The following is a 20,882-nucleotide window of genomic DNA, read 5'->3' on the forward strand; positions in this document are numbered from 1 at the left end:
CCTGCTCTCGGGTTTTGAACTTAATTGGTTGTATCGTATTCAAAAATATCAGTACGCTGCTGCAATTTCATCTAATATTTTCTCTATCTACTATACGATATTACCATCATTAAACGCAACAAGCCAATAAATGAGAGAAAATGAGTCAGGATTTAACCCGGGAGTTTCACCAGTACATGCTTCAGTTGCGTACTCCGGGATATCATCTTTCCATCGGCATAAATGATAAAACCTTTGCCTTTGTGATATTTAGTGCCGTTTTTATCCCATACCACGCTGATGGTATGCCCATGATAAAGCACGTTATCCAACGCAAACCATTTCCATTGATTTTTAGGGATAAGCGGGAAGATTTCGAGTAGATTATCTTCACGAGGTTTCAGGCCAACGAGATCGCTGATGATCAAATCGCAAAAACCGGAGTGGTTGTAATAGCTGCTTCTTGGGTTATCCCCTTTAAGCCAGTAACCTGTTTTTTCATCCTGGTACTCGCCAAGGTAAGGCTGTCCCCGTTTAATGTGCGAAAGGGCGTATTTATGCAGTTCATTATAAAAAATACCGGGTGTCATCGCACCTTTATTTTGATAAGCCGTAAGCAGGTTAGCCAGGCCTTTTAATGTTTGCGTAGTGGCAAAAGGCCATACCGCACCGTCCCACTCGCAGCCGTGCCCGGTACCATGGGTACGGAATAAAGGGTGCCTGCGTTCGGCCGTGGTAATGCCCCATGGAGCGTTAAAACCTTTGATATCGGTTAGTTGATCCCATTGTTTGGCATAAACAGGTTTATCATCGGGCAGGTTAAAATACCAGGGGATAAAGCCCAATTCCTCGCGGGCATTGGCAAAATGCCCGTCGGGTTTACGTACTTCAAAAAAGGATGCGCTGTCGTTCCACAAACTATCCTGTACCAGTTTTTTCAACTCGATTGCTTTTTGTGTATACTTTGTTTTTAACGAATCATTACCTGTTAGCGCAGCCATTTTTGACAAAGCCACGGCATTGCCATACATATAGCTGTTAATGGTAGGCCGGATATTTTTTATTTTGCGCCCACCGCTGATACTTTCCTCCATCGCGTCGCGCACGTCGAACTGCCAGAACAATTTGGAAGGCAGCTGTTTTTCCTTTTCCCAAACATAATAATCAGTATTAAGCAAAGGCAAGGCTTGTTCAACAAATTTTCTATTAAGGTTTACGAGGTAATAATTGTAAACCGCGTCGTCTATCCAACTGCTAAACGCATGCAAATGGGGCTTCTTTTGCTTAGGATCAACATATAGCCAAAAGTTGATATACTGATTGATGTACTGCGGATCATGCAGCCAGCGCCCCTCATAAATTTGGTGACCAAGCGCACTACTTGAACTATTGTAAACGCCGGTAAAGCTAACCGGCGTTATAAATTCGGTAAAAATGAAGCCATCGGGTGTTTGTTTCAAGTGTTTCCTGAAAGTCCACCACCGGTAATAGTAGATCTTTTGAATGGCCGAGTCCGGGCAATCAAATAAAGGTACATTTTTGGCCAGCCATTCGTAAGCATGGTCATTGGTGACGTAGTTCTTTACCGTTTCGGTATCGGTTTTATTAAAGCCGTTCACATAGGTTTTCAGTTTATCAAAACCCAACACATGCTTTTGTTGCGCAAAAGCACTTCCTATCACGCAAAAAAAGAACCCGGTAAAAAAAGTCTTCTTTATCATCATTTAATTTTCTTCTGTAGAGACGCATAATTGCGTCTCCCGGAGGAGGAGCCGATTGCAAAAGCGTCTCCAACAAAGCCGCTTGTCCCGCGGGAGACGCAATTATGCGTCTCTACATTTATTTAAACAACTTCCTATACTTCCACAATTGCTTTTATAACACCATTCGCCGGGTTAAGCCAACTTTCAAACTGATCTTTTACTTCATCAAAAGTTACCCGGTGGGTGATATAGGTCTGCGGGTTTACCAAACCATTTTTCATGGAACGGATCACGTGTTCAAAATCCTCGCGGGTAGCGTTGCGGCTGCTCATCAAGGTGCTTTCACGTTTGTGAAACTCGGGGTGACTTACAATAAGTTCGTCTCGTTGCAAACCAACCAACACATACCTGCCGCCATGCGCCAGGTACAAAAACGCGCCGTTTATAGCTTTTTGGTTACCGGTAGCATCAATCACCACGGTAGGCATATCGCCATTGGTGATCTCTTTCAGGCGCTCATTCACATCTTCGTTTTTTACGTTGATGGTATACTCAACCTTCAAATTTTCTCTGCAAAAATTAAGACGTTGTTCGTTCACATCGGCAGCAATGACTTTTGCTCCTGCAATGCGGGCAAATTCCATAATACCCAAACCTATAGGGCCGGCGCCAATAACCAGTACAAATTCGCCCGGTTTTACATCCGCCCGCCGCACCCCATGTGCACCTATGGCCAATGGTTCAACCAATGCCAGTTCATCAAAACTTAAGCCCTCGCCATGAACCAATAGGTGTGATGGGACCTGCAGGTATTCGGCCATACCGCCATCAGTATGTACACCGCAAACCTGGATATTTACACAACAATTTGGTTTGCCCGAGCGACAGGCGATACAATGCCCGCAATTGAAATATGGGATAAAAGTAACGGCCTCACCTTTTTCAAAACCTTTGGCATCGCCGGCTTCAACCAGTTCGGCCGCAAGTTCGTGGCCTAAAATTCGTGGATAGCTAAAAAAGGGTTGAGTGCCTTCAAAGGCATGCAGATCGGTACCGCAAATCCCTATTCGTTTTATTTTAAGCAGTGCATTACCCGGTTTTAATTGGGGTACATCAGCAGTGCCATAATCCAATTGACCGGGTGTTGTACAGGTTAGTATTTTCATTAGTGTTAAGTTAGTAGTGCTAAGTCTGAACTCAAATTCAGGCTTTTATCTTTTTTTATGCTTAGAATCTGTTTAAAATGCAAAATATTCATTGCCGTTGGTTTTAACCAACGGTAAAAAAAACTAAAATATTCTGGCTTTAGCCCAACTCTATAAGCGAATTTGGGCTGAAGCCCTCTTTTCGCGGCTCATTATTCCGTTGGTTAAAACTAACGGCAATGAAGTTTTATTTATGCTCATCTACCGGGTGTTCGTGTCTCCACGAATACGGAGAAATAAATATCAAATTAAAGTGAAACTCCTCTTTTCCATGGGATAAAATCATCCTGACCGTGGCGTACAGCGTGAACTTCAATTTCGCCGCTGGCTACTTTTACCACATAATCCAGGATGCGTTCGCCCGCCTGCTCAATGGTTTCGTCACCTTCTACAATGGTACCGGTATTGATATCAATAATATCGCTCATTCGGTTAAATAATGCAGTATTAGTTGCGATTTTTACAACCGGAGCTATTGGATTGCCGGTTGGCGTACCCAAACCGGTAGTAAACAATACGATATTAGCGCCCGACCCAACCTCGGCCGTGGTCGATTCCACGTCGTTACCCGGGGTACACAACAGGTTTAGCCCCGGCTGTGTTACTTTTTCGGGATAATCCAGCACATCCGCAACCGGCGATGTGCCGCCTTTTTTGGCTGCCCCGGCAGATTTGATGGCATCAGTGATCAGGCCATCCTTAATATTACCCGGCGACGGGTTCATGTAAAAACCAGAACCGGCCTCTTCGGCCCGTTGGCTGTAGGTACGTACCAGATCGGCAAAGCGCTCGGCTTTAGTTTTATCCAAACAACGGTCAATCAGGTTTTGTTCCACACCGCAAAGCTCCGGGAACTCGGCTAAAATAACCGAACCGCCCATGGCCACCAACAAATCAGAAGTATAACCAATAGCCGGGTTTGCCGAAATACCAGAGAAGCCATCCGACCCCCCGCACTCCAAACCGATGGTCAGTTTACTTAAAGGAGCCGGTTTACGGGTATATTGGTTAGCCTGCATCAAACCGGCAAGTGTTTGCCTGATAGCCAGCTCCATTAAATCGGCTTCTTTACCTGTTTTCTGCTGATCTAAAATGTAAAGTGGTTTGTTAAACTCCGGCGAGCGTTTATTGATCTCCTCCTGTAGTGTTTTTACTTCGGCATTCTGACAGCCAAGGCTTAACACTGTTGCACCTGCAACGTTAGGGTGCGTAATATACCCGGCCAGCAAACCGCAAAGCGCAGTTGAATCCTGTCGGGTACCCCCGCAACCGCCTGTATGCGTTAGAAATTTAATCCCATCAACATTAGGGAAAACTTTATTACCGGCGCTTTGAGCAGTATCGCTGCCTATTTCGGTGTATAAAACCTCATCTATCTCAGCGCCGGCTTTGATCTTACCTATCAACTCCTGCGCTTTGATCTCATATGTTTTTTTGCGACCATAACCCAAAGGTTTTACCAGGGCCTCCTGCAATACTTCAATATTTCGGTTTTCGCAAAACACCATGGGTACAACCAGCCAATAATTCGCTGTGCCCACGCTGCCATCTCCGCGGTGATAGCCGTTGAATGTTTTGCCTTCCCATTTACTGATATCAGGCCTGTGCCAATCAGTATGGCTTTGGCCTGTTAAAAAGCTGTTTGCCGCATGTTTTACATTGGCGGTACTAAGCAGCCCGCCTACCGGGATCAGGCTTTGCGCTTTGCCTACCAATACGCCATACATGATAATTTCGCCACCTTCGGGAATCTCGACCATAGCGAATTTATGTTTTGCCGGGATCAACTCTTTTACTATATAAGTTTCACCTTTGTAAGCAACCTGTTCATTAGCCTGCAAATCGGTAAGTGCTACAAGCACATTATCGGCAGGGTGCACTTTTAATATATTCTGTTTCATCTGTCCTCCTATTTAAATGGCACTTATTTCCAGTTTTCCCTGTTCGTTAATAAGCTTAAACTGTGCTGTCACTGCTTCTGTAAAGCCGGGTAACGTTGTTAGATCGGTATCCCAAAGGCTTTTATTTTTAAGGATAGCTGCAATCGCTGTTTCTGCATCAGCGCCGTTCCATGCTTTGCTTAAATTAGGTGCCTGGTCGTCGGTTACCGCGTAATTATCCGAATGTGCTGTTCCGGTATATTTACCATCCGCCGTCTCGGTAATCTGCATAAAGCGGATAAAAGCTGCAAAACCCAGGGCCATCATTTGAGGCGCCTTATTGTTTTGTTTGTAATAGTTCAATAATAACGGAATAACCCGCATTTTAATTTTAGTAGCGTACTGCACCGAAATGCTCAGCCACTCGTGCCTGATGTTGGGGTTGCGGAACCTGTCGAGCACCTTGTTACCAAAATCACGGGCTACATCTTCATCAATCTGGTATGGGATAGATGGCATGATCTCAGTAAACATCAGTTGAGTGATGAATTTGGTGAAATGCGCATCGTCCATGGCTTCCTTAACTGTTTTAAAGCCTGAAAGATAAGCTACAGCACAACTCAAGGTGTGCGTACCATTAAGCAGGCGGAGTTTCAATTCCCTGAACAGTTCAATATCAGGCGTAATTACAACACCGTTATCAGCCTGGGCAAAAGATAGCACTTCGGCTATTTTCTCATCGCCCTGGATAGCCCAAAGACTATAGGTTTCGGACATGATGCTGAGGTTATCGGTATAACCGCGCTCGGTTTCCATGGCATCACTTAACTGCTGATCCGGCCTGCCGGGCACAATCCTATCCACCAACGAATTGCAGAAACTATTGCTACTCTCCAGCCAGTCCATAAAAGCTGGCTCCAGTTTATTTAAATGGGCAAGCTCTAAAACAATGGCTTCCAGTTTTTTACCGTTATCAATAATCAGTTCGGTTGGGATGATCACCAAACCGGTATCGGGCCTTCCGTTAAAGGCCCTGTAACGCTCATATAAAATAGCCAGCAATTTGCCGGGGAATGATGCCGGCGGATGTTTACGTACATCTTCCTTCACCAACTGGATCCCAACTTCTGTGGTGTTTGAAATAACGACCTGTAAATTCTTGCTTCGTGCTATCTCCAGGATCTCTTCCCACTCGCTTGAGGCTGAAAGCACCCGGCTGATCGCCGAACAAATTACCTGCTCATTAACTTCTTCGCCATTTTCAATGCCTTTTGAATAAATGGTGTACAAACCATCCTGCATATCGAAATCCGTTGTCGAACCTTTGTCGGTGGATTTAACAACCGCAACCCTGCCGTTGAAGATTCCGTCACGGTTAGCCTTGTCGATAAAGTAATCGGGCAAGCCACGCAACAGTACGCCGGTACCAAATTGCAGCACCTTTTCGGGCAGATCGAATACATTGGCAGGAGGTAATTCTGCCGCCGGTACAGTTGTTTTGTTGAGGTTATATCTTGATAATATCATGTTCTTTTGAATTGTAATAAGTTACTATTTTTTTGTTTGAGGAATTTGCTTCACCAGCCAGCCTACCAAATCGTTGGCTGCTTTAAAGTTGTCATAGTCGGGCGGCAGCTTTCGGCCATCTGTATATTCGTTATAAAACCAAGGGTCGCCAACGGCAAACACAGTGCCTTTACCATATTTGGCGGTAGCCACGATGATGTCTTTGCCGTTAGTTAACCGCGGCACAGCGGGCTTGGTTAGCTGCAGGGTACTCAACTCTTTGATATAAACCTTGCGCGCCGTCTTGAAGATGGAATTATCCGAAGGGATATTGATGGCTCCCTGCTCAAAGTTACGCCCAACCACCCTGTTAATACTATTTAAGTTAAAGCTGATACCAAACTTGGCCATTAGCTTGTTCAGATGTACAAATTCGGCATTACCGGTATCGTTATTTAAAACAACCAGTATGCCGCCATTTTTAACCCAGTTGCTGATAGCTTTAATATGCGGTTCTTCGATATATTTAGCGTCCGGGTTTTCCTTCGGGATATCGGGGTCAACAATAACATAAACCGAAGCTTTTTTGAGATTGACATCATCAGGTGCTTCGTTTAAAGTTTGGATATATAATCCGTAATTATTAAAGATCCGCCCAAAAAGCGAAAATCCGTTATTGTCCTGTTCCTCCCACTTGTAGTGGAACGGGATGTTTTTACCGGTAACATCTTTATGATATTCGTTATTAAAATAGCTATCTAAAAGTACGGTTTTGCCTTTACCTGCATTCAGATCGGCTAAACGTTCCATCTCTACACTGGCCAGCATAAATGAACCAACACCTTTGGTTTCATTGGTGACAGTCTTTACTCCGGTATAGTATTCGTAACTGCCATCGCGATATGGTTCACCGCCTACGCCTACAGCACCTGCCGTGCCTTTCAGGTTTACATGTCCATCGGCATCGGTTTCAATAAAGTTTTTGATGATGCCATCATAAGCTTTTCGGGCAGCAGGCAAATATTTTTGAGGCAGATAGCCTTCCCTTACACCTTTAGCCAACGTATACACAAACATGCACGAAGCCGATGCTTCCAGGTAATTACCTTTTTTGTTACCCTTGTCGAGTACCTGGTACCACAAACCTGTGCCCTGGTCCTGGCAAGCTTGTATAGCCACCACAAGGCGCTTTAAAATGGCAACGAGTGCCGCTCGTTTAGGATGATTGGCCGGGAAATACGACAGCACATCAACCAGTGCCATAGCGTACCAGCCATCGGCACGGGCCCATAAACTGGCCGAAAGACCGGTTTGCGGGTTAGCCCAGCGTTCTTTTTTGCTCTGGTCCCAGGCATGATACAACAAACCTGTTTTAGCATCGCGCGCATGCTGCTCCATCCAGATAAATTGATCGGCTATTTGATCAAAGTCCGCATCCTCATGGTAAACGGAAGCATATTCGGCATAAAAAGGCTCGGCCATGTACAAGCCATCGAGCCACATCTGATTAGTATATCTCTTTTTATGCCAGAAACCACCTTCAGGAGTTTTTGGTTGTTCGTCAAGTTGTTTGCGAAGTAACGAAGCAGCTTTGTAGTATTTTTCAGTACCTAATACTTGTTGCAAAAACAACAGGCTCCGGCCGGAAAGGATATTATCTAAAGTATAATCTTTAGCCTTGTAAGTGCGGATGGTTCCATCTGCCCCCACATACCTGTCTATCGATTTCTGGATGTAAGTAAAATATTCACTCCTGGCCGATTGCCGCCAAACGCTTTGCAGCCCTTGTAACACAATCCCCTGGTCGTACGACCAGTTAGTGCCCGGCAGCGAATCCTTCCAGATCTGAATAGCGGTATTCGCCATTCGCTGCGACCAGGGCAGTGTTTGAGCTCTGAGCCCCAGGTCCGCGAACAGGAAAGCACATAACAATAATATTTTCTTCATTATACAGCTCATTTTATTGACATTACCTCCCAGTTATCATTCCCGGCAAGAATATTATTCAATGTATATTTTTTCATTTCGGCCTCAGTTAACTGGCGCGACCAGGGCGCACGCTTGCTTATATCTGTTCCTTTGCTTTTATATTCGGCAAAAAAAACGGTCTTTTCATTTTCCGGGTTACGCCAGTTATCCCAGCCCTGAGCGCAGATGTGGCTCCCCATTGTTGTATTGATAAAAACAGATCTGGCGTATGGCCGCCAGGGCCTGCCCAGGTAAACCTTTGTTACAGAGGTATCAGCTGCTTCAAGCCGGCAGTTCAAAAACACAAAACCAAATCGCTGTCGCGGTGTAGTTGCGGGAGCCGTAATAAAAGAGTTTCGGAGACTTTTGATCACACAGTTTTGGAAAACCGCAGTGGCTTCGCCGAAAATAAAATCGGTTGTACCTTCCATATAACAGTCTTTATAAAACTGGCGGCTGTTTTCGGTACCGGCATAAAGCGTATCCTGGTTGCCAAGCAGCCGGCAATTAATTATGGCACACCTGTCGCCCTCAACATGTAAAGCCACGGCCTGTCCTACGGGGCCTGCGGCATTTGCTATGGTTAAATTCCGGGCGATAAAATCGTTACCCTGCACCAAAACCGTGTACGAAGTATAGGTTGTAAACTCGGCTTTTCCGAAGGCATCCTTACCCTGCGGGTTTGCTTTGCCCGAGAAATCGCTGTTGGTGATGATGGTTTTATTTTGATCGTCACCTATCAGTTCTATATTACATTTCCAGGAGGGGATTACCAGTTTTTCGTGGTATACTCCGGCTTTTATGTAAATGCTAACCCTTTGCTGCGACAGGTCACGAACAGCGTTTACGGCCTGCTGAATGGTTTTGAAATCGCCGCTGCCATCCTGCGCTACAGTAAAGCGCTTCGGATAAACAACAGCCTGCGCCAGCAATAATGCCGGTGCAAAAACAATCCATATCAATAGCGTCGCTCTCTTCATTATTTTGAACCGGTTATTACATTTTCGGCTGCTCCTGAAGCAAACTCAACTTTGTTCTTAGCCTTGGCGGCATCCGTATTCAGCAATTTTATTTGCTGCGATTTTTTACCGCTGATCTTAAACAACAACTCTGTATCGCCATAGGTAATATGATCAAACGTAAGGTTGCTGCTGTTTTGAACATTGATAAGTGGGTTAGTTTCTTTACTTTCGAGATGGATATTTTTCAGAAAGATGTTCTGTGCTTCTATCAGATCTGCTCCTTTAACAGTTTTGAAAGTACTGTTTTCTATATGAATGTCCTTAATCCCCATCTCGGGTAGCCCCCGGATCATGAGCGCTTTTTCGGCGCCGTTACACACTACATTGTTTACATAAAACTTGCGAAATGAAGGTGTGGCTTCGGTTACCGGCACAACAGCCTGGTCATTTATATCATCTGCTTCGCCGGGCGATTTACCTCCGTAGTACATATCAAAAAGAATAGCCTCATGAAGGATATCTTTCATGGCAATATCCTTAATAAAGATATTTTCAACTACGCCTCCCCTGCCGCGTGTAGTTTTAAAACGCAAACCGATATCCGTACCGATGAATGTACAGTTTGATACGAAAATATTACGTGCCCCTCCCGACATTTCACTTCCTATCACAAAACCGCCATGGGCACGGTAAACCACGTTATTCCGTACAATTACATTTTCAGTGGGCTTACCGCGTTTGCGGCCTTCTTCATCCCGGCCCGATTTAATACAGATGCCGTCATCTCCGGCATCAAAAGTGCTGCCTTCAATTAACACATTCCGGCATGATTCTACATCAATACCGTCACCGTTCTGAGCATTCCAGGGATTCCTGACCCTTGCGTTCTGTACGGTAAGGTCTTCGCATAGTAAAGTATGGATATTCCATGCGGGCGAATTTTGAAGTGTAACGCCCTGCAGCAATACTTTTTTACAATTGGTAAGCACCAGCATATTTGGCCTGAAAAAGTCCTTAAAAGGTTCGTTATCCTTTATGGTTTTTCCATTGCCAACAACACCTGCCCCAGGTGCTTTAAGTCCGCTAACATAACTTTCAGAAGGGTACCATGACCTGCCATTTTCGCTCACTACGCCTCCCGATGCTACCAGTTTTTTCCATTCAGCTTCAGTAAGCCTGTCTTTGCTGATGGCCCGCCAAACCTCGCCGTGCCCATCAATGATCCCTTCGCCGGTGATGGCTATATTGGTAAGGTTGGTGCCGGATATCGGCGATTCATTACGCACAGCGGCATGGCCTTCATAATTGCCTTCAACCAGTTTATATTGCGTTTTATCATCAGTAAACTGGAGCAGCGCCGCCCGGCTTACATGGAGGTTTACATTACTCTTCATCACCAGCGGCCCGGTTAGCCACAAGCCTTGCGGAATAAGTACTACCCCGCCCCCTTTGGCGCTGCAGGCGCTTATTGCTTTATTGATACTTGTTGTATTTAACGTAATGCCATCAGCTTTGGCGCCATATTTTAAAATGTTGATGGTATCCTTTTTAAATACAGGTTTATTTACCTGCGGCAAATGTTGCCAGGAATACTGCTGACACTGTACCCGCGATGTGAAGCAACCCGCCAAAAGCAAAACCGCTATCCCTATCCTTGTTTTTACTACCGACATGTTTTTATTTTAAAACAGCTATTTATCGCCCTATAATTGGTGAAGGAACATTAAATCCTAAACAAGATTAAAGGCTGACGGCAATAAAAAAAAGAATTTGCCCAACAAAAACCGCGCAAACGTTCCCAGAAACGTTTGCGTAAATTTTAGCGGCTAAAAAAGGGGGACCGGATTTCTTCATTTAAACTCAAAGCAACTCCGGTTTATGGTGATTTTATTTGATACCGCGCAATTACGAAGCCGACCAGTGCACCATATCATAAGGATAATTTGGATGATTAGCGTAACCGCTATCATCAAGTCCCATTATCTTAGTTACCGCGCCGGCTTCCCAACTCCAGTAACCTTTATATGAGCTTTCTTTTTTGTGGTTTTCATACCATGAATCGTCTTTATGCAACCTGTACCATTTGTCGAGGTAAAGTTTCATTTCGCGCTCCGCATCGGCTTTAGGCATTTTTGTTAAATCATAAATATCCCTGTAAGCTTCGGTGATAAGCGTATCCGGCTGCGGGCCGCTCCCCGGCTTTTTGGTGTTAATGATATACCATAATAAGGCATCCGGTGTCCAGGTTGGGTAACTGGAACCACTATCCGACTGGCGGATATAATTAATAACCGGCTCATATACTTCATCAGGTACATTCAGTAAGCTGCCTAAAGCCACCATATCAATCATATCGGCATAAAACGCATCGGCATCCCAGCCTTCGCCATAGTATCCGGCAGCTGTTATATATTCATTATAACACAGGCTGATATCATTCCCGATAGAATAGTTTAAATAAACCAGGTCAAGATGTTCCATAGCAAGCACCCAGTTGTTTATCGGGCGAAACTTTTCCTGTTGTTTTAAGGTGACATTTTGTTCCTGGTACATTTTTATTATCGACTGCTTCTTATCAAACATTTTTTTAAAGAAAGCAACGTCTTTATATTCTGCTCTTAACTGCGTTTCGGGTGTTGCCGTGGTTCCACCTCCGCCAAATAATTTATCAAAAAAACCCATTTTATAAGCTGTTTAAATTTATGAGAACCATCCTGCAATTGATTTACCAATGCCGCTTCCGGCCAGGCCTCCTATAACCCCGCCAACAATACCACCAACTACTGTACCAACCCCGGGGCATATAGCAGTACCTATCATTGCACCTATTTCGGCACCTGCTATACCGCCGGCAAGGCCACCGGCAGCACCGCCTACCGCTCCTTTTGTTTTTTTGCCAAAACCGCCCTCTTCTTCATACGCCGAATAGATACTTACTGCATCAAGGGCGATACCAACAACTATAAGCCCCCGGCCGGCAACTTTGCCAGCCACACTTAAAGCAGGAGAACGTGCAATTGCCTGGCTTGCCTTAAACAGGCCGTCATTTGCGCCAGTGGCAATTCTGCTATTACGTACCGCCTGCGAAAAATTAGATTCGGACAAGGCTGTAAGAGGTTTTGAATTGAGCATGGACGACCTTACACCATTCATAAAATTGCCGGCCCTGCTGGTTTTTATTTCCAGGGCCTCACTTTGCCCGCGGGTAGCTTTAAAGCCGTTGGAGTTTATAGTTTCTGACTGCATGGTTCCGTCGGGCTTAACCCTGATCACCTCGCGGTTCAGGCTGCCATCTGTATTTGCCAGTCTAACTCCTGCTTCGTCTGCCGGGTTTATAGCCCCGTTATTGTCGATGTGATTTCGCGTCCATCGCTCACTTAACTCGCGGCCGGTTGTCGTATTTTGTATCGATGCTGTATTGTATTTACCGTCTGTAATTTTATACCCATTATCTTTGGCGTAAGCCCCGTCAATGCCCGAAGCCGTAGGTTTATCAATATCAATTACAGGGTGGTCGCTTCTTACATCGCGAAAACCTTCCTGCCGATGATAAACGTTGTCCTTCATCTCCCCGTAATTACCATGCCTGCGGTAATCACTTTCGCTGTTGCTCCGTACCAGGCTTATCTTACCGTTTTCAACATCATAAATGGTACCGCGCTGCAATATATCGAGGGTGTTGGTGTACGAACCATAGTTGAACGTTCCGGCACCGGCACCCGTAACAAGCGCCCCAGCTGTGCTCATACCGCCTGGCGCATTAAAGTCAACACTTATTTTGCCGCCTTGTTTGCACAACAGGTTCGCATCTTCAAATAATAATTTGTAGCCGTTAACCTTAACACCTTTATTGGTCTTGTCCCAGTAAATAGGATCAAATTTGCAGCTGCCACCCGTTACCGAACACCTGCCCATGGGCAAAATATTTTCACCCGGCACCATGTCGGCCTCACTGGCCAGGAACTCACCATAAATTTTCGTGTTGTTATGATGCGTTACCTTTAACCGCACAGGAGCCGACCCTTTATCGCACTTAAGGCAGCTATTGTTTGGAATATATTTTTTTGACATCGGATATTACTTTTTGTGAGTACTAAACCTTCAGCCTTATACATGCAGTACACTGTTGCTCAACTCGTTCTTATCAACGCGTTCCTTCGGAAGCTCATGCTGTTCAATCCGCCTGCATTGATGTGCCGTTACAACAGTATAAAATGAGGGCACATGTAATTGCAAAAACAAATCGGCCTCCTGTAGTATGTTGTTTTCAAATTTGTAAATCTCTTCCATCTCGGTCTGCAGGTCAACCTTCAGGTTATAGGTATTTGTAAGGTCTTTTAGCATCCTCACTAACACAGGTCTTTCAAACCTTTCTTCGTCAACCTCGGCTTCGTTGGTTATGGTTACGGTGTTGCCATGTTGTTCGGTAAAACTGTAGATGATGAGCGGCAGGTCAATTGTGCCGAAAAAACCTTTCAGTATCAGGGAAGAGCTTTCATTGGCTTGCCATTCCCTGTAAAACGGTTGAAAAAAGCACCGGTAATGGCTGTACCCCATAAATGATTGCAGAAAGCGTTTAGGATCCTGCAGCAATTTGTCTGTTTCGGACAGCATTACATCGATACCATCCTGCTGACGATATTTTTTGGCAATTTTTGACCGGAAGCCCTGCTGCCAGCAATTAGCGATACTATTAAAATTATTGATGCCGATAAATTTCCCTTCCAGATCTGTTATGATCTGTACCGGCGACTGGAACCATTCCATATCTGCTGCCCATTCATGGATCAGCGCAGAGCCATCCATATTTTGATCAAGCAGGGTATATTCATAAACCCGTTGCTTATCGTCATGGCTAATGAGTTTTATTTCAATCCACCTGTCCTGCACAAACTCAAGTACTTTTGTGCCAATTATGGTACGGTTGGATGAGCTAAGCTGGTACCATGAACTTTGAGCTGTATTTACCGGTAATATATTCATGATCATGATTGGTTAATTTCAACATCGCCCGCTATAATATGCGCAAGACTGCCGCCGTTGAGATGCATTTTGTCGGTCGAGCTGATCTCGGCCGATTTGCTGCTTGATGAAAGTTTGCCGGCCGCAGCATCAAAAGTGATGTCTTTGGCGGACGCGGAGAGTTTGATACTTTCGGTTTCGCTGGTAAAGGCAATATCTTTTTTCGCATTTGTAGTGATACCTTCATCCTGTGCCGCTACCGATATCGATTTTTTGGCTGTAACATTGATAATACCGTCACCCCCGCCTTCTTTAGCCGGCGATGATGTTATATTAATGCTATTACCCGCGTTAATGTTAATATCTTTTGATACCAGCGTTAAGGTGTTTGGCGCATAAATGGTTACCGTGCCGTCGCCATTAAGGGTTACCACGTTACCGCTGGGATCTTTAACGTTAATGCTGCCATTGCTATCGTCCAGTATCACGGTGTTGCCGCTTCGGGTAGTAAGCGCTTTGGTTTTATTGGTTTGACTGCCGCCCGTACCTGTTCTACCGCTAAACATGCTGCCAATAATAACTGGGCGGGCAATATTACCCTCCTCAAATGCTACCAGCACCTGGTCGCCAACTTCAGGGATAAAAACAAACCCGCGGTTCTTGCTTACTTTATCCGAGCTGCCTGCATCAGGAGAAACTACCCTGAGCCACTCGGTAACATCATTCGCGGTACATTGCCATTTAAATTTTACTTTAACGCGGCCATGCCCATCCGGGTCGGCATTGTCGGTAACATCGGCCAGCTGCATATCCGGGTTGGGTTTTTCGGCTTCAGCAACCGGGATACGCTCCGTATCGGCAGTAACGCCTTCAAACGTATTTTGGTAATGGCCAACACCGTCGATCTGGTGATAAACCGCCGTAACCAGGAACTTGCCAAAATCCTGCAATTCAAAAGCCCCTGTACCCCTTACACTCATGCTTACATTAAGTATTTTGCCCAGGCCCACCATGGGGTTGTCGCCATTGCCTACAATGGTAACCAATTCGGATATCAGCGCTTTTTGCTGGTTATTAACATAATCATCTATTTCTTTTTTGTTATTTACCCTAACAGCCAGTGGTTCATTATAAACTTTGCTGAAAACTTTGTTTGATGCGCTGATGGCATGCGAAAGGTCCGGCGTGCTGCCCGAAGAGCCTTGCGGCTCCGACGAAAGCAGTTCATCCTGCCTGGGGTTGTAAGCAAATTTATTATGCTTTAAAGGCGCTATCTGCATTGCATATTGCAGGCTATGCAGATCACGCCCGTAAATAAGAGCAACCTCCTCCAGCTTATCGGGCTTACCGAAATTTAGTTTAGCACCATCGTAATAAAACCATTCGTAATACTCGGCCGAAAGACGGTTGATAAACTCAAAATCGCTTTCACGATATTGAATGATATAATCAATAGGCGAAGTATTGGTTGGCTTGATATTGAGGTTCAGATCGTTTGCCGGTGCATCCTGGGTAGCTAATTGAATAATGCTGCTCAGGCTTTTGTTAAGGTACGAGCCGAGGTCGGGGCCCCGGTCAATCAGGATGGTCGGACTAAAGCCGCTCACCAGGATATCGCCATGAAAACCATGGCTTTGCGAAAGCTCTACCTTGGTAACAATACCGCTGAATTTATTTTCGCCGCTATCGGCTGTGCCAAACTGCACGGTAATGTTTTTGCCAATAAAGTCCTTTGAGTTTTCGAGCGTAACAGCGTTGTACTCTTCAACCATATCATGGTTAAACCTGAGCTGAAAAGTATGGTGCTCATTAAAACGCTGGTCAAGGTTAAAGGTAGAGAAATGGGTGATCTGGGTACCTTCAATATTGATATCTACTTTTAGTTTCTTTTCCATAATTCGGCTATAAAATCCATTAACCTTTAACAGGCCATGGGCTGTAGTAACTTATAATTTTATATTGCCCGTTAACTTTGCCAAAAACAAACCCGTACGATGTTTCCCTGCCATTTTTTTGCTCATATTGTTGCTGCAACTCGTAAAGCTTACTGCCTTTATCGGTAACTTTTGCAATAACTTTATAATAATTTTCGTCTGTAGCGGCATCAATCTCCGACAGATCGTCTTCGGTACTTTTGGGTATAAGACGAAGCACGTCAGCACTCAATATAGCAGGCTCATACTGTGGATATTCTGCCCCGCTCACCAGTCCCTCAGCAGGGTTAATCGTAGCAGATCGTAAATCTTCGTTCGACCATTGGGGTGTTGTTTGCAACGGAAAGTAAAACATGCCGGCCAGTTGCTTTTTATTTCTTTGCAGGGCAGCGGCTTTAAACTGTTTCAGGCAGGCTCGGAACAACTGTTCATCGGTAAGGGCCGATTTATGTACAGTTCGGGAGGCCGACTTAGCTATGGTTTTGACAGTATCAGCAACCGGGGCTTTAGGGTTACCGCTGCAGCCAACGGCCGAACCTGCCAACCCGGTAGCAAGCAGTAACAATACCATATGTTTATTAATCCTGTTCATTGGTTAATTTCTGGGAATACTGATTAGTGCCCTGTCTTCCATCCGTTTAAGGATAACTGCCGCGCCCATTTGCTGGGATACCGCCTCGGCATCAAAAACACCGTCTTTGACATATTTGCCCTTGACATACTGGTTCGAAAAACTCCAGAGGTAAGGCGTGTGAATGCCCTTTTTATTATAACCAAAACCATTATATCCCTCCAGCTTTTGCAAAATAAACGGCAGGCTCCAATTGGTTACCTTATCATACTTCATCAGTTTAATAGCATCAACAGCGCTCTCCTCAAAAGTAAACGGAGGGCCATGACCCACCTTTGGGCGATTGGCAGGCACCTGTACCGTATAACCGGTAAGCGGATCGCCGTTGTGCAGGTGTTTTTTGAAACTGAACGAACACTCCATATAATGTACACAAGCTATAAAATACCAGGGGATAGCTCCGCCGCCGCCAAAAAGGTTCATAAACGAAAACGGATCGTTTGGGGTAAACCTCCCGGTGTCAAAAAAATTAGCTCCCAAAAGGCCGGTTGTCATCTGCGGTTTGGTCATGATATCCAAAACGCTTTCGGGTTTGGCATTGGCCGCGGTTGGGTTTAATGATAGCGGAGTGGTGTTATAACGATCAAAAAAAGGGGTATACACCGATGCGAAAAGATTTTTATTTCCGGCAGCCGACGGCGCATTAGTACCAAGGCGTACCAGGTTTGAAATGCTCTCGTAACGGGGGCGGTTTACGGTTACCTTTTCATCGATGATCTTATCGACAGCAGCGATTTTTTCCTTTTTAATAACACAGGTATTAAAAAGCTGCACGTATTCCATGGGGGTTGGAACCGACGATTTTTTCACCTTTTTCTTTGTAGTGGGTAAGGCTGGGTTTATTATTCTCTTCTTTCTTTTCATAAGGTTTATAACTGAACCTAAACAAAAGCTGTAAAAAGAACACGGAGGAAAATATGTTACTATCTCCTCCGTATCTTTTTAAAAGACAGTACAAATCAATTGTACTGATATATTATTTAGGCCAGTCGTTTTCGTGCTCGGCGTTGCCTATTTTCAGCTTACGCGCCGATATCACAAAGCTTAACGACATTGGGTTGTTACCGATAATCGATATCCCCTCATTATATTGAATGATATAACCATCCTCAAAATTAAGCTCCTTCATTTTGGCATCTTCTTCAGATTTTTTGAAGGTGATAGTGCCATGAATTGGCTTGTACTGGCTGTTCACCATCGATTCGATAACCGAAGTGTCTTCGGTTGATTCAACCTCAACCTGGATAGTACCACCATATACACCTGATGACGGACGGCCTTTTGAATCAACGTCCCTGTTTAATGAATAGCTGCATTGCAGCACGTCGAATTCTTTCGATCCTAAACTAATTCTTGCTTTGAAAGCCATGATCAATAAAGTTTTAAGTAGATAAATAAATTAAGTGCCCCTTCGGCACAAACTGATAACAAAATCGGCCGGGCTTAGTTTCTACCTGGCCAATCGTTCACGTGCTCGGCGCTTCCCAGTTTCAACTTGCGGGCCGAGATTACGAACTTCAAACTCATTGGAGTTGCGCCTGTAATGTCGATACCTTCAGAATACTTTACGATGTAGCCATCTTCAAAAGACAGCTCTTTCATTTTAGCGTCTTCCTCAGATTTTTTGATCAGCAAAGTGCCGGCGATCGGTTTGTACTGGTTGTTAACCATTGATTCGATAATGGAGGTGTCTTCAGTCGACTCGATCTCGATATCGATAGTACCGCCGTAAATACCTGAGGACGGGCGTCCTTTTGAGTCTACATCGCGGTTTAATGCATAGGAGCAAGTGAGCACATCGTAGTCCTTGCCCGAAAAATTTAATCTTGCTTTGAAAGCCATAATGATAAATTTTAAGAGGTTAATAATTTAAAGTAGATGCTTTGCGCATTACTTTAATAACTACAATGTAATTAATTTATTGTTTGGAGAAAATATTAAATATTTATTTAAATAAGTTTTAACCCAAAAGAATATAATTTTTGGATCCACTTTTTGCTGTACTCATTATCGAGGTTGTAGAGATGCCCGATGGTACTGGTGTGCACAGGCTTGATGCCGCGCTTTTCGAGGGTTAGTTTTTTTACTGCCAGGTAGGTTGGCTTCATATCAACCTGCCAGTCCTGCCAGGCAGCTTCATCCAATATAGAAACCACACGTCCTGACCGGCCATTGAAATTAACCGACGCGCCGCTGATAAAAACCTGGTCGGGCATGAAAACGCGATCAAAAAAACCTTTAATTTTCGAGTTGATCGAATCTTTATAAACCGGGCAAAATATCACCAAGTGCGATGCCCATTTTATTGCGTTTACAGCCTGCACAAGGTCGGGCTCGGGCTCGTTATTGCTTAGCGTGAATTGCTTGTTGGGATTAAATTTAAGGTCGGCGATGGCTATCTCTTTTACTACAGATTCGGCGGCCTGGGCCCCTTCTTTGTAGGCATTGATCAATGTCGCTGTGGTTGGTGTTTTATCTATATCTGCATTAATGATCAATAGCTGCCTCATCAATGCAAACATAAACCTTATTTAACAATAAATAAAGTTAGGCCTCCGGTTAAATTAACCTAAAATGCACACAGCGCTGGTTTAACGTGAATATTGCTTTTAAAACCCGCCTCCTAACAGGAGGCACCTACGGAGCCAATATATTGTTTTGCACATATCCGATATCGCTCCAGTAGGTGCTTCCTTATTTCAAAAGGGATTCATTACCACTTCACAACGCTGTGTGCTCCAATATTACTGCTGTTTATATTCGCTGTTCCAGGTTGGGCTTGCATCCTCACCTTTTTGCCCGTCAAGCTTCACCACAAAGCTTTTAGCCGGGAAATATGGCGTGATATTGATATCAAGGTGAATGCGGTCCTTTTGCTGTTCATCGCGCTCAAACCTGATTATTTTAAAGCGTTCGATAAGCCTGTCGGGCCCCTGGATGTTATCCAAAAACTTCACAATTTGCGAGCGCAAATCCTGCTCTGTTTTTGAAGTCCAGTTTTCAAAAGCTCGGCGGTTCAAAAAGTCAAATAATACTTTGGTGATATAATCAAATACCCTCACTACCGAATAGGTTTGTAAACCGATATTATCGCCATTAAACAAAGTTTTGGCCGAGAATGCCATTACCTTGCCGTACTCATTCACCATAGGTACCAGGCCAATGCGCTCCAGGTGTGAGATCTCGCTCTTTTTGAGGTCAAAACGTACACCATCCACCTCGTTAACCGCACCGTGTTTTTTACCGGCGGTAACCTGCGACATCAGCGTATAATACATCTTACCCGCCAATGCTGCTGAACCGGGGATATACAGGTCATCCTCTTCACCCGCTTCGGCAACTTTGCCGCGGCCTACCAGCCAGTTACAGGTCATGATGGTGTTTGATTTAAAGGCATCGCCGCCAGTTAAATTAGCAGATGTAAACAGGTCAATTACATCATCCGGTTGTTCAAGATCCGCAAAATCGGTCACCAGCATTACTTTATTATCATAGGCTATTTTTGACCAGCGTTCAACTACCTTGTTTGAGCCAAGGTAGCCGGGCACAACCAGGATTGAATAATTTTGACGAAGATCCAGCCTGTCATAATTTTGCTTAAGTTCATTTGCAGCATATTCAATAAAGCGTGGGTTATCAAGCTCTTTCAACTGATCGATCGTGGCATTCATTAATACCACATTCTTCAGCTTATCCTGTTCGGTGTTTTTATAAAACAAATGCACTGTGCGGTAAGCCTGTTCCAGCTCGCGGGTGCTTTCCAATACATTGAGTAAATTTTTGTTCAGGTTTTCTTCAACGCTTTGCAGTTTTTCGGCGCTTTTCTGAATAGTATCGCTAACCGATTCGCCGCTTTCCAAAGCTTCTATCCATTGATTAAGCTTCAGCTTAAGCTCTTCGCGCTCCCCTTTCTTCTCATCATCAGTTAAAAAGATCTGTTTACGGGCTTTGCGTTCGGGGTTCAGGTTTTGAAGGCCATCAATAGTAGCTTCCAGCAAATCAAAACCACCAACTTTTGATAGTTTATCTAAACTGGTTGATAAGGATGCCGCGCCGCTTCTTTCTTTTATTTTAAGAGCCTGGTCTGTTGAATTTTCATTCAGGATCTGCTCGTTTGGTGTTGCCATGATCGTGTTGTTAAATGTTTAGGAT

17 protein-coding genes are annotated in these 20,882 nt (G+C 44.6%); all 17 read right to left on the bottom strand.

The annotated features are described in order from the left end of the window. Positions 1-152 precede the first annotated feature (152 nt). Positions 153-1,703 carry an MGH1-like glycoside hydrolase domain-containing protein gene (locus J3L18_RS16840; RefSeq protein ID WP_129568547.1) on the bottom strand — a complete coding sequence of 517 codons (1,551 nt, stop codon included), beginning with the start codon at positions 1,701-1,703 and terminating at the stop codon, positions 153-155. 131 nt (positions 1,704-1,834) lie between these two features. Then, on the bottom strand, positions 1,835-2,848 hold the full coding sequence (locus J3L18_RS16845; RefSeq protein WP_129568546.1) for a zinc-binding alcohol dehydrogenase family protein: 1,014 nt from the start codon (positions 2,846-2,848) through the stop codon (positions 1,835-1,837). Between the two features lie 287 nt (positions 2,849-3,135). After that, positions 3,136-4,788: a UxaA family hydrolase gene (locus J3L18_RS16850; protein WP_129568545.1), complete on the bottom strand. Its 1,653-nt coding sequence runs from the start codon at positions 4,786-4,788 to the stop codon at positions 3,136-3,138. Positions 4,789-4,800: 12 nt separating this feature from the next. Beyond that, positions 4,801-6,294: a tagaturonate reductase gene (locus J3L18_RS16855; protein ID WP_129568544.1), complete on the bottom strand. Its 1,494-nt coding sequence runs from the start codon at positions 6,292-6,294 to the stop codon at positions 4,801-4,803. 24 nt (positions 6,295-6,318) lie between these two features. After that, positions 6,319-8,220, bottom strand: a complete 1,902-nt coding sequence (locus tag J3L18_RS16860; protein ID WP_129568543.1) for a glycoside hydrolase family 88/105 protein — start codon at positions 8,218-8,220, stop codon at positions 6,319-6,321. Between the two features lie 8 nt (positions 8,221-8,228). Beyond that, positions 8,229-9,221, bottom strand: coding sequence for a pectinesterase family protein (locus J3L18_RS16865; protein ID WP_129568542.1), 993 nt, complete (start codon positions 9,219-9,221; stop codon positions 8,229-8,231). Then, positions 9,221-10,876, bottom strand: coding sequence for a glycoside hydrolase family 28 protein (locus tag J3L18_RS16870; RefSeq protein ID WP_129568541.1), 1,656 nt, complete (start codon positions 10,874-10,876; stop codon positions 9,221-9,223). Before J3L18_RS16870 ends, J3L18_RS16865 begins: the two co-directional genes overlap by 1 nt. A 232-nt stretch (positions 10,877-11,108) precedes the next feature. After that, positions 11,109-11,885 (bottom strand): PoNe immunity protein domain-containing protein, encoded by a 777-nt coding sequence (locus tag J3L18_RS16875; RefSeq protein WP_129568540.1) that lies wholly within the window; start codon positions 11,883-11,885, stop codon positions 11,109-11,111. Between the two features lie 18 nt (positions 11,886-11,903). Next, positions 11,904-13,274 (bottom strand): PAAR-like protein, encoded by a 1,371-nt coding sequence (locus tag J3L18_RS16880; protein ID WP_129568539.1) that lies wholly within the window; start codon positions 13,272-13,274, stop codon positions 11,904-11,906. 36 nt (positions 13,275-13,310) lie between these two features. Then, entirely contained in the window at positions 13,311-14,186 is an 876-nt protein-coding gene (locus tag J3L18_RS16885; RefSeq protein WP_129568538.1) for a hypothetical protein, read from the bottom strand. A 2-nt stretch (positions 14,187-14,188) separates the two neighbouring features. Then, a complete protein-coding gene (locus J3L18_RS16890; protein ID WP_129568537.1) occupies positions 14,189-16,060 on the bottom strand; it encodes a type VI secretion system Vgr family protein in 1,872 nt (623 codons plus the stop codon). 19 nt (positions 16,061-16,079) lie between these two features. Continuing rightward, on the bottom strand, positions 16,080-16,691 hold the full coding sequence (locus J3L18_RS16895; RefSeq protein WP_129568536.1) for a hypothetical protein: 612 nt from the start codon (positions 16,689-16,691) through the stop codon (positions 16,080-16,082). Positions 16,692-16,694: 3 nt separating this feature from the next. Beyond that, on the bottom strand, positions 16,695-17,594 hold the full coding sequence (locus tag J3L18_RS16900) for a hypothetical protein (RefSeq protein WP_129568535.1): 900 nt from the start codon (positions 17,592-17,594) through the stop codon (positions 16,695-16,697). Between the two features lie 112 nt (positions 17,595-17,706). Further along, complete coding sequence (gene tssD, locus J3L18_RS16905; protein ID WP_090531686.1) at positions 17,707-18,099, bottom strand: type VI secretion system tube protein TssD; 393 nt, start codon at positions 18,097-18,099, stop codon at positions 17,707-17,709. A gap of 74 nt (positions 18,100-18,173) precedes the next feature. Further along, entirely contained in the window at positions 18,174-18,572 is a 399-nt protein-coding gene (tssD, locus tag J3L18_RS16910; RefSeq protein WP_091172372.1) for a type VI secretion system tube protein TssD, read from the bottom strand. A gap of 107 nt (positions 18,573-18,679) precedes the next feature. Then, entirely contained in the window at positions 18,680-19,252 is a 573-nt protein-coding gene (locus J3L18_RS16915; RefSeq protein ID WP_129568534.1) for an NAD(P)H-dependent oxidoreductase, read from the bottom strand. 222 nt (positions 19,253-19,474) lie between these two features. Then, positions 19,475-20,857, bottom strand: a complete 1,383-nt coding sequence (locus J3L18_RS16920) for a DUF5458 family protein (RefSeq protein WP_129568533.1) — start codon at positions 20,855-20,857, stop codon at positions 19,475-19,477. Positions 20,858-20,882 lie beyond the last annotated feature (25 nt).

The sequence above is a fragment of the Mucilaginibacter gossypii genome, from assembly GCF_017569325.2.
GTDB classification, from domain to species: Bacteria; Bacteroidota; Bacteroidia; order Sphingobacteriales; family Sphingobacteriaceae; genus Mucilaginibacter; species Mucilaginibacter gossypii.

Coding starts and splice junctions, on each gene's coding strand:
- J3L18_RS16840 (WP_129568547.1), bottom strand. CDS start 1,703: ATGATGATAAAGAAGACTTTTTTTACCGGGTTCTTTTTTTGCGTGATA.
- J3L18_RS16845 (WP_129568546.1), bottom strand. CDS start 2,848: ATGAAAATACTAACCTGTACAACACCCGGTCAATTGGATTATGGCACT.
- J3L18_RS16850 (WP_129568545.1), bottom strand. CDS start 4,788: ATGAAACAGAATATATTAAAAGTGCACCCTGCCGATAATGTGCTTGTA.
- J3L18_RS16855 (WP_129568544.1), bottom strand. CDS start 6,294: ATGATATTATCAAGATATAACCTCAACAAAACAACTGTACCGGCGGCA.
- J3L18_RS16860 (WP_129568543.1), bottom strand. CDS start 8,220: ATGAAGAAAATATTATTGTTATGTGCTTTCCTGTTCGCGGACCTGGGG.
- J3L18_RS16865 (WP_129568542.1), bottom strand. CDS start 9,221: ATGAAGAGAGCGACGCTATTGATATGGATTGTTTTTGCACCGGCATTA.
- J3L18_RS16870 (WP_129568541.1), bottom strand. CDS start 10,876: ATGTCGGTAGTAAAAACAAGGATAGGGATAGCGGTTTTGCTTTTGGCG.
- J3L18_RS16875 (WP_129568540.1), bottom strand. CDS start 11,885: ATGGGTTTTTTTGATAAATTATTTGGCGGAGGTGGAACCACGGCAACA.
- J3L18_RS16880 (WP_129568539.1), bottom strand. CDS start 13,274: ATGTCAAAAAAATATATTCCAAACAATAGCTGCCTTAAGTGCGATAAA.
- J3L18_RS16885 (WP_129568538.1), bottom strand. CDS start 14,186: ATGAATATATTACCGGTAAATACAGCTCAAAGTTCATGGTACCAGCTT.
- J3L18_RS16890 (WP_129568537.1), bottom strand. CDS start 16,060: ATGGAAAAGAAACTAAAAGTAGATATCAATATTGAAGGTACCCAGATC.
- J3L18_RS16895 (WP_129568536.1), bottom strand. CDS start 16,691: ATGAACAGGATTAATAAACATATGGTATTGTTACTGCTTGCTACCGGG.
- J3L18_RS16900 (WP_129568535.1), bottom strand. CDS start 17,594: ATGAAAAGAAAGAAGAGAATAATAAACCCAGCCTTACCCACTACAAAG.
- tssD (WP_090531686.1), bottom strand. CDS start 18,099: ATGGCTTTCAAAGCAAGAATTAGTTTAGGATCGAAAGAATTCGACGTG.
- tssD (WP_091172372.1), bottom strand. CDS start 18,572: ATGGCTTTCAAAGCAAGATTAAATTTTTCGGGCAAGGACTACGATGTG.
- J3L18_RS16915 (WP_129568534.1), bottom strand. CDS start 19,252: ATGTTTGCATTGATGAGGCAGCTATTGATCATTAATGCAGATATAGAT.
- J3L18_RS16920 (WP_129568533.1), bottom strand. CDS start 20,857: ATGGCAACACCAAACGAGCAGATCCTGAATGAAAATTCAACAGACCAG.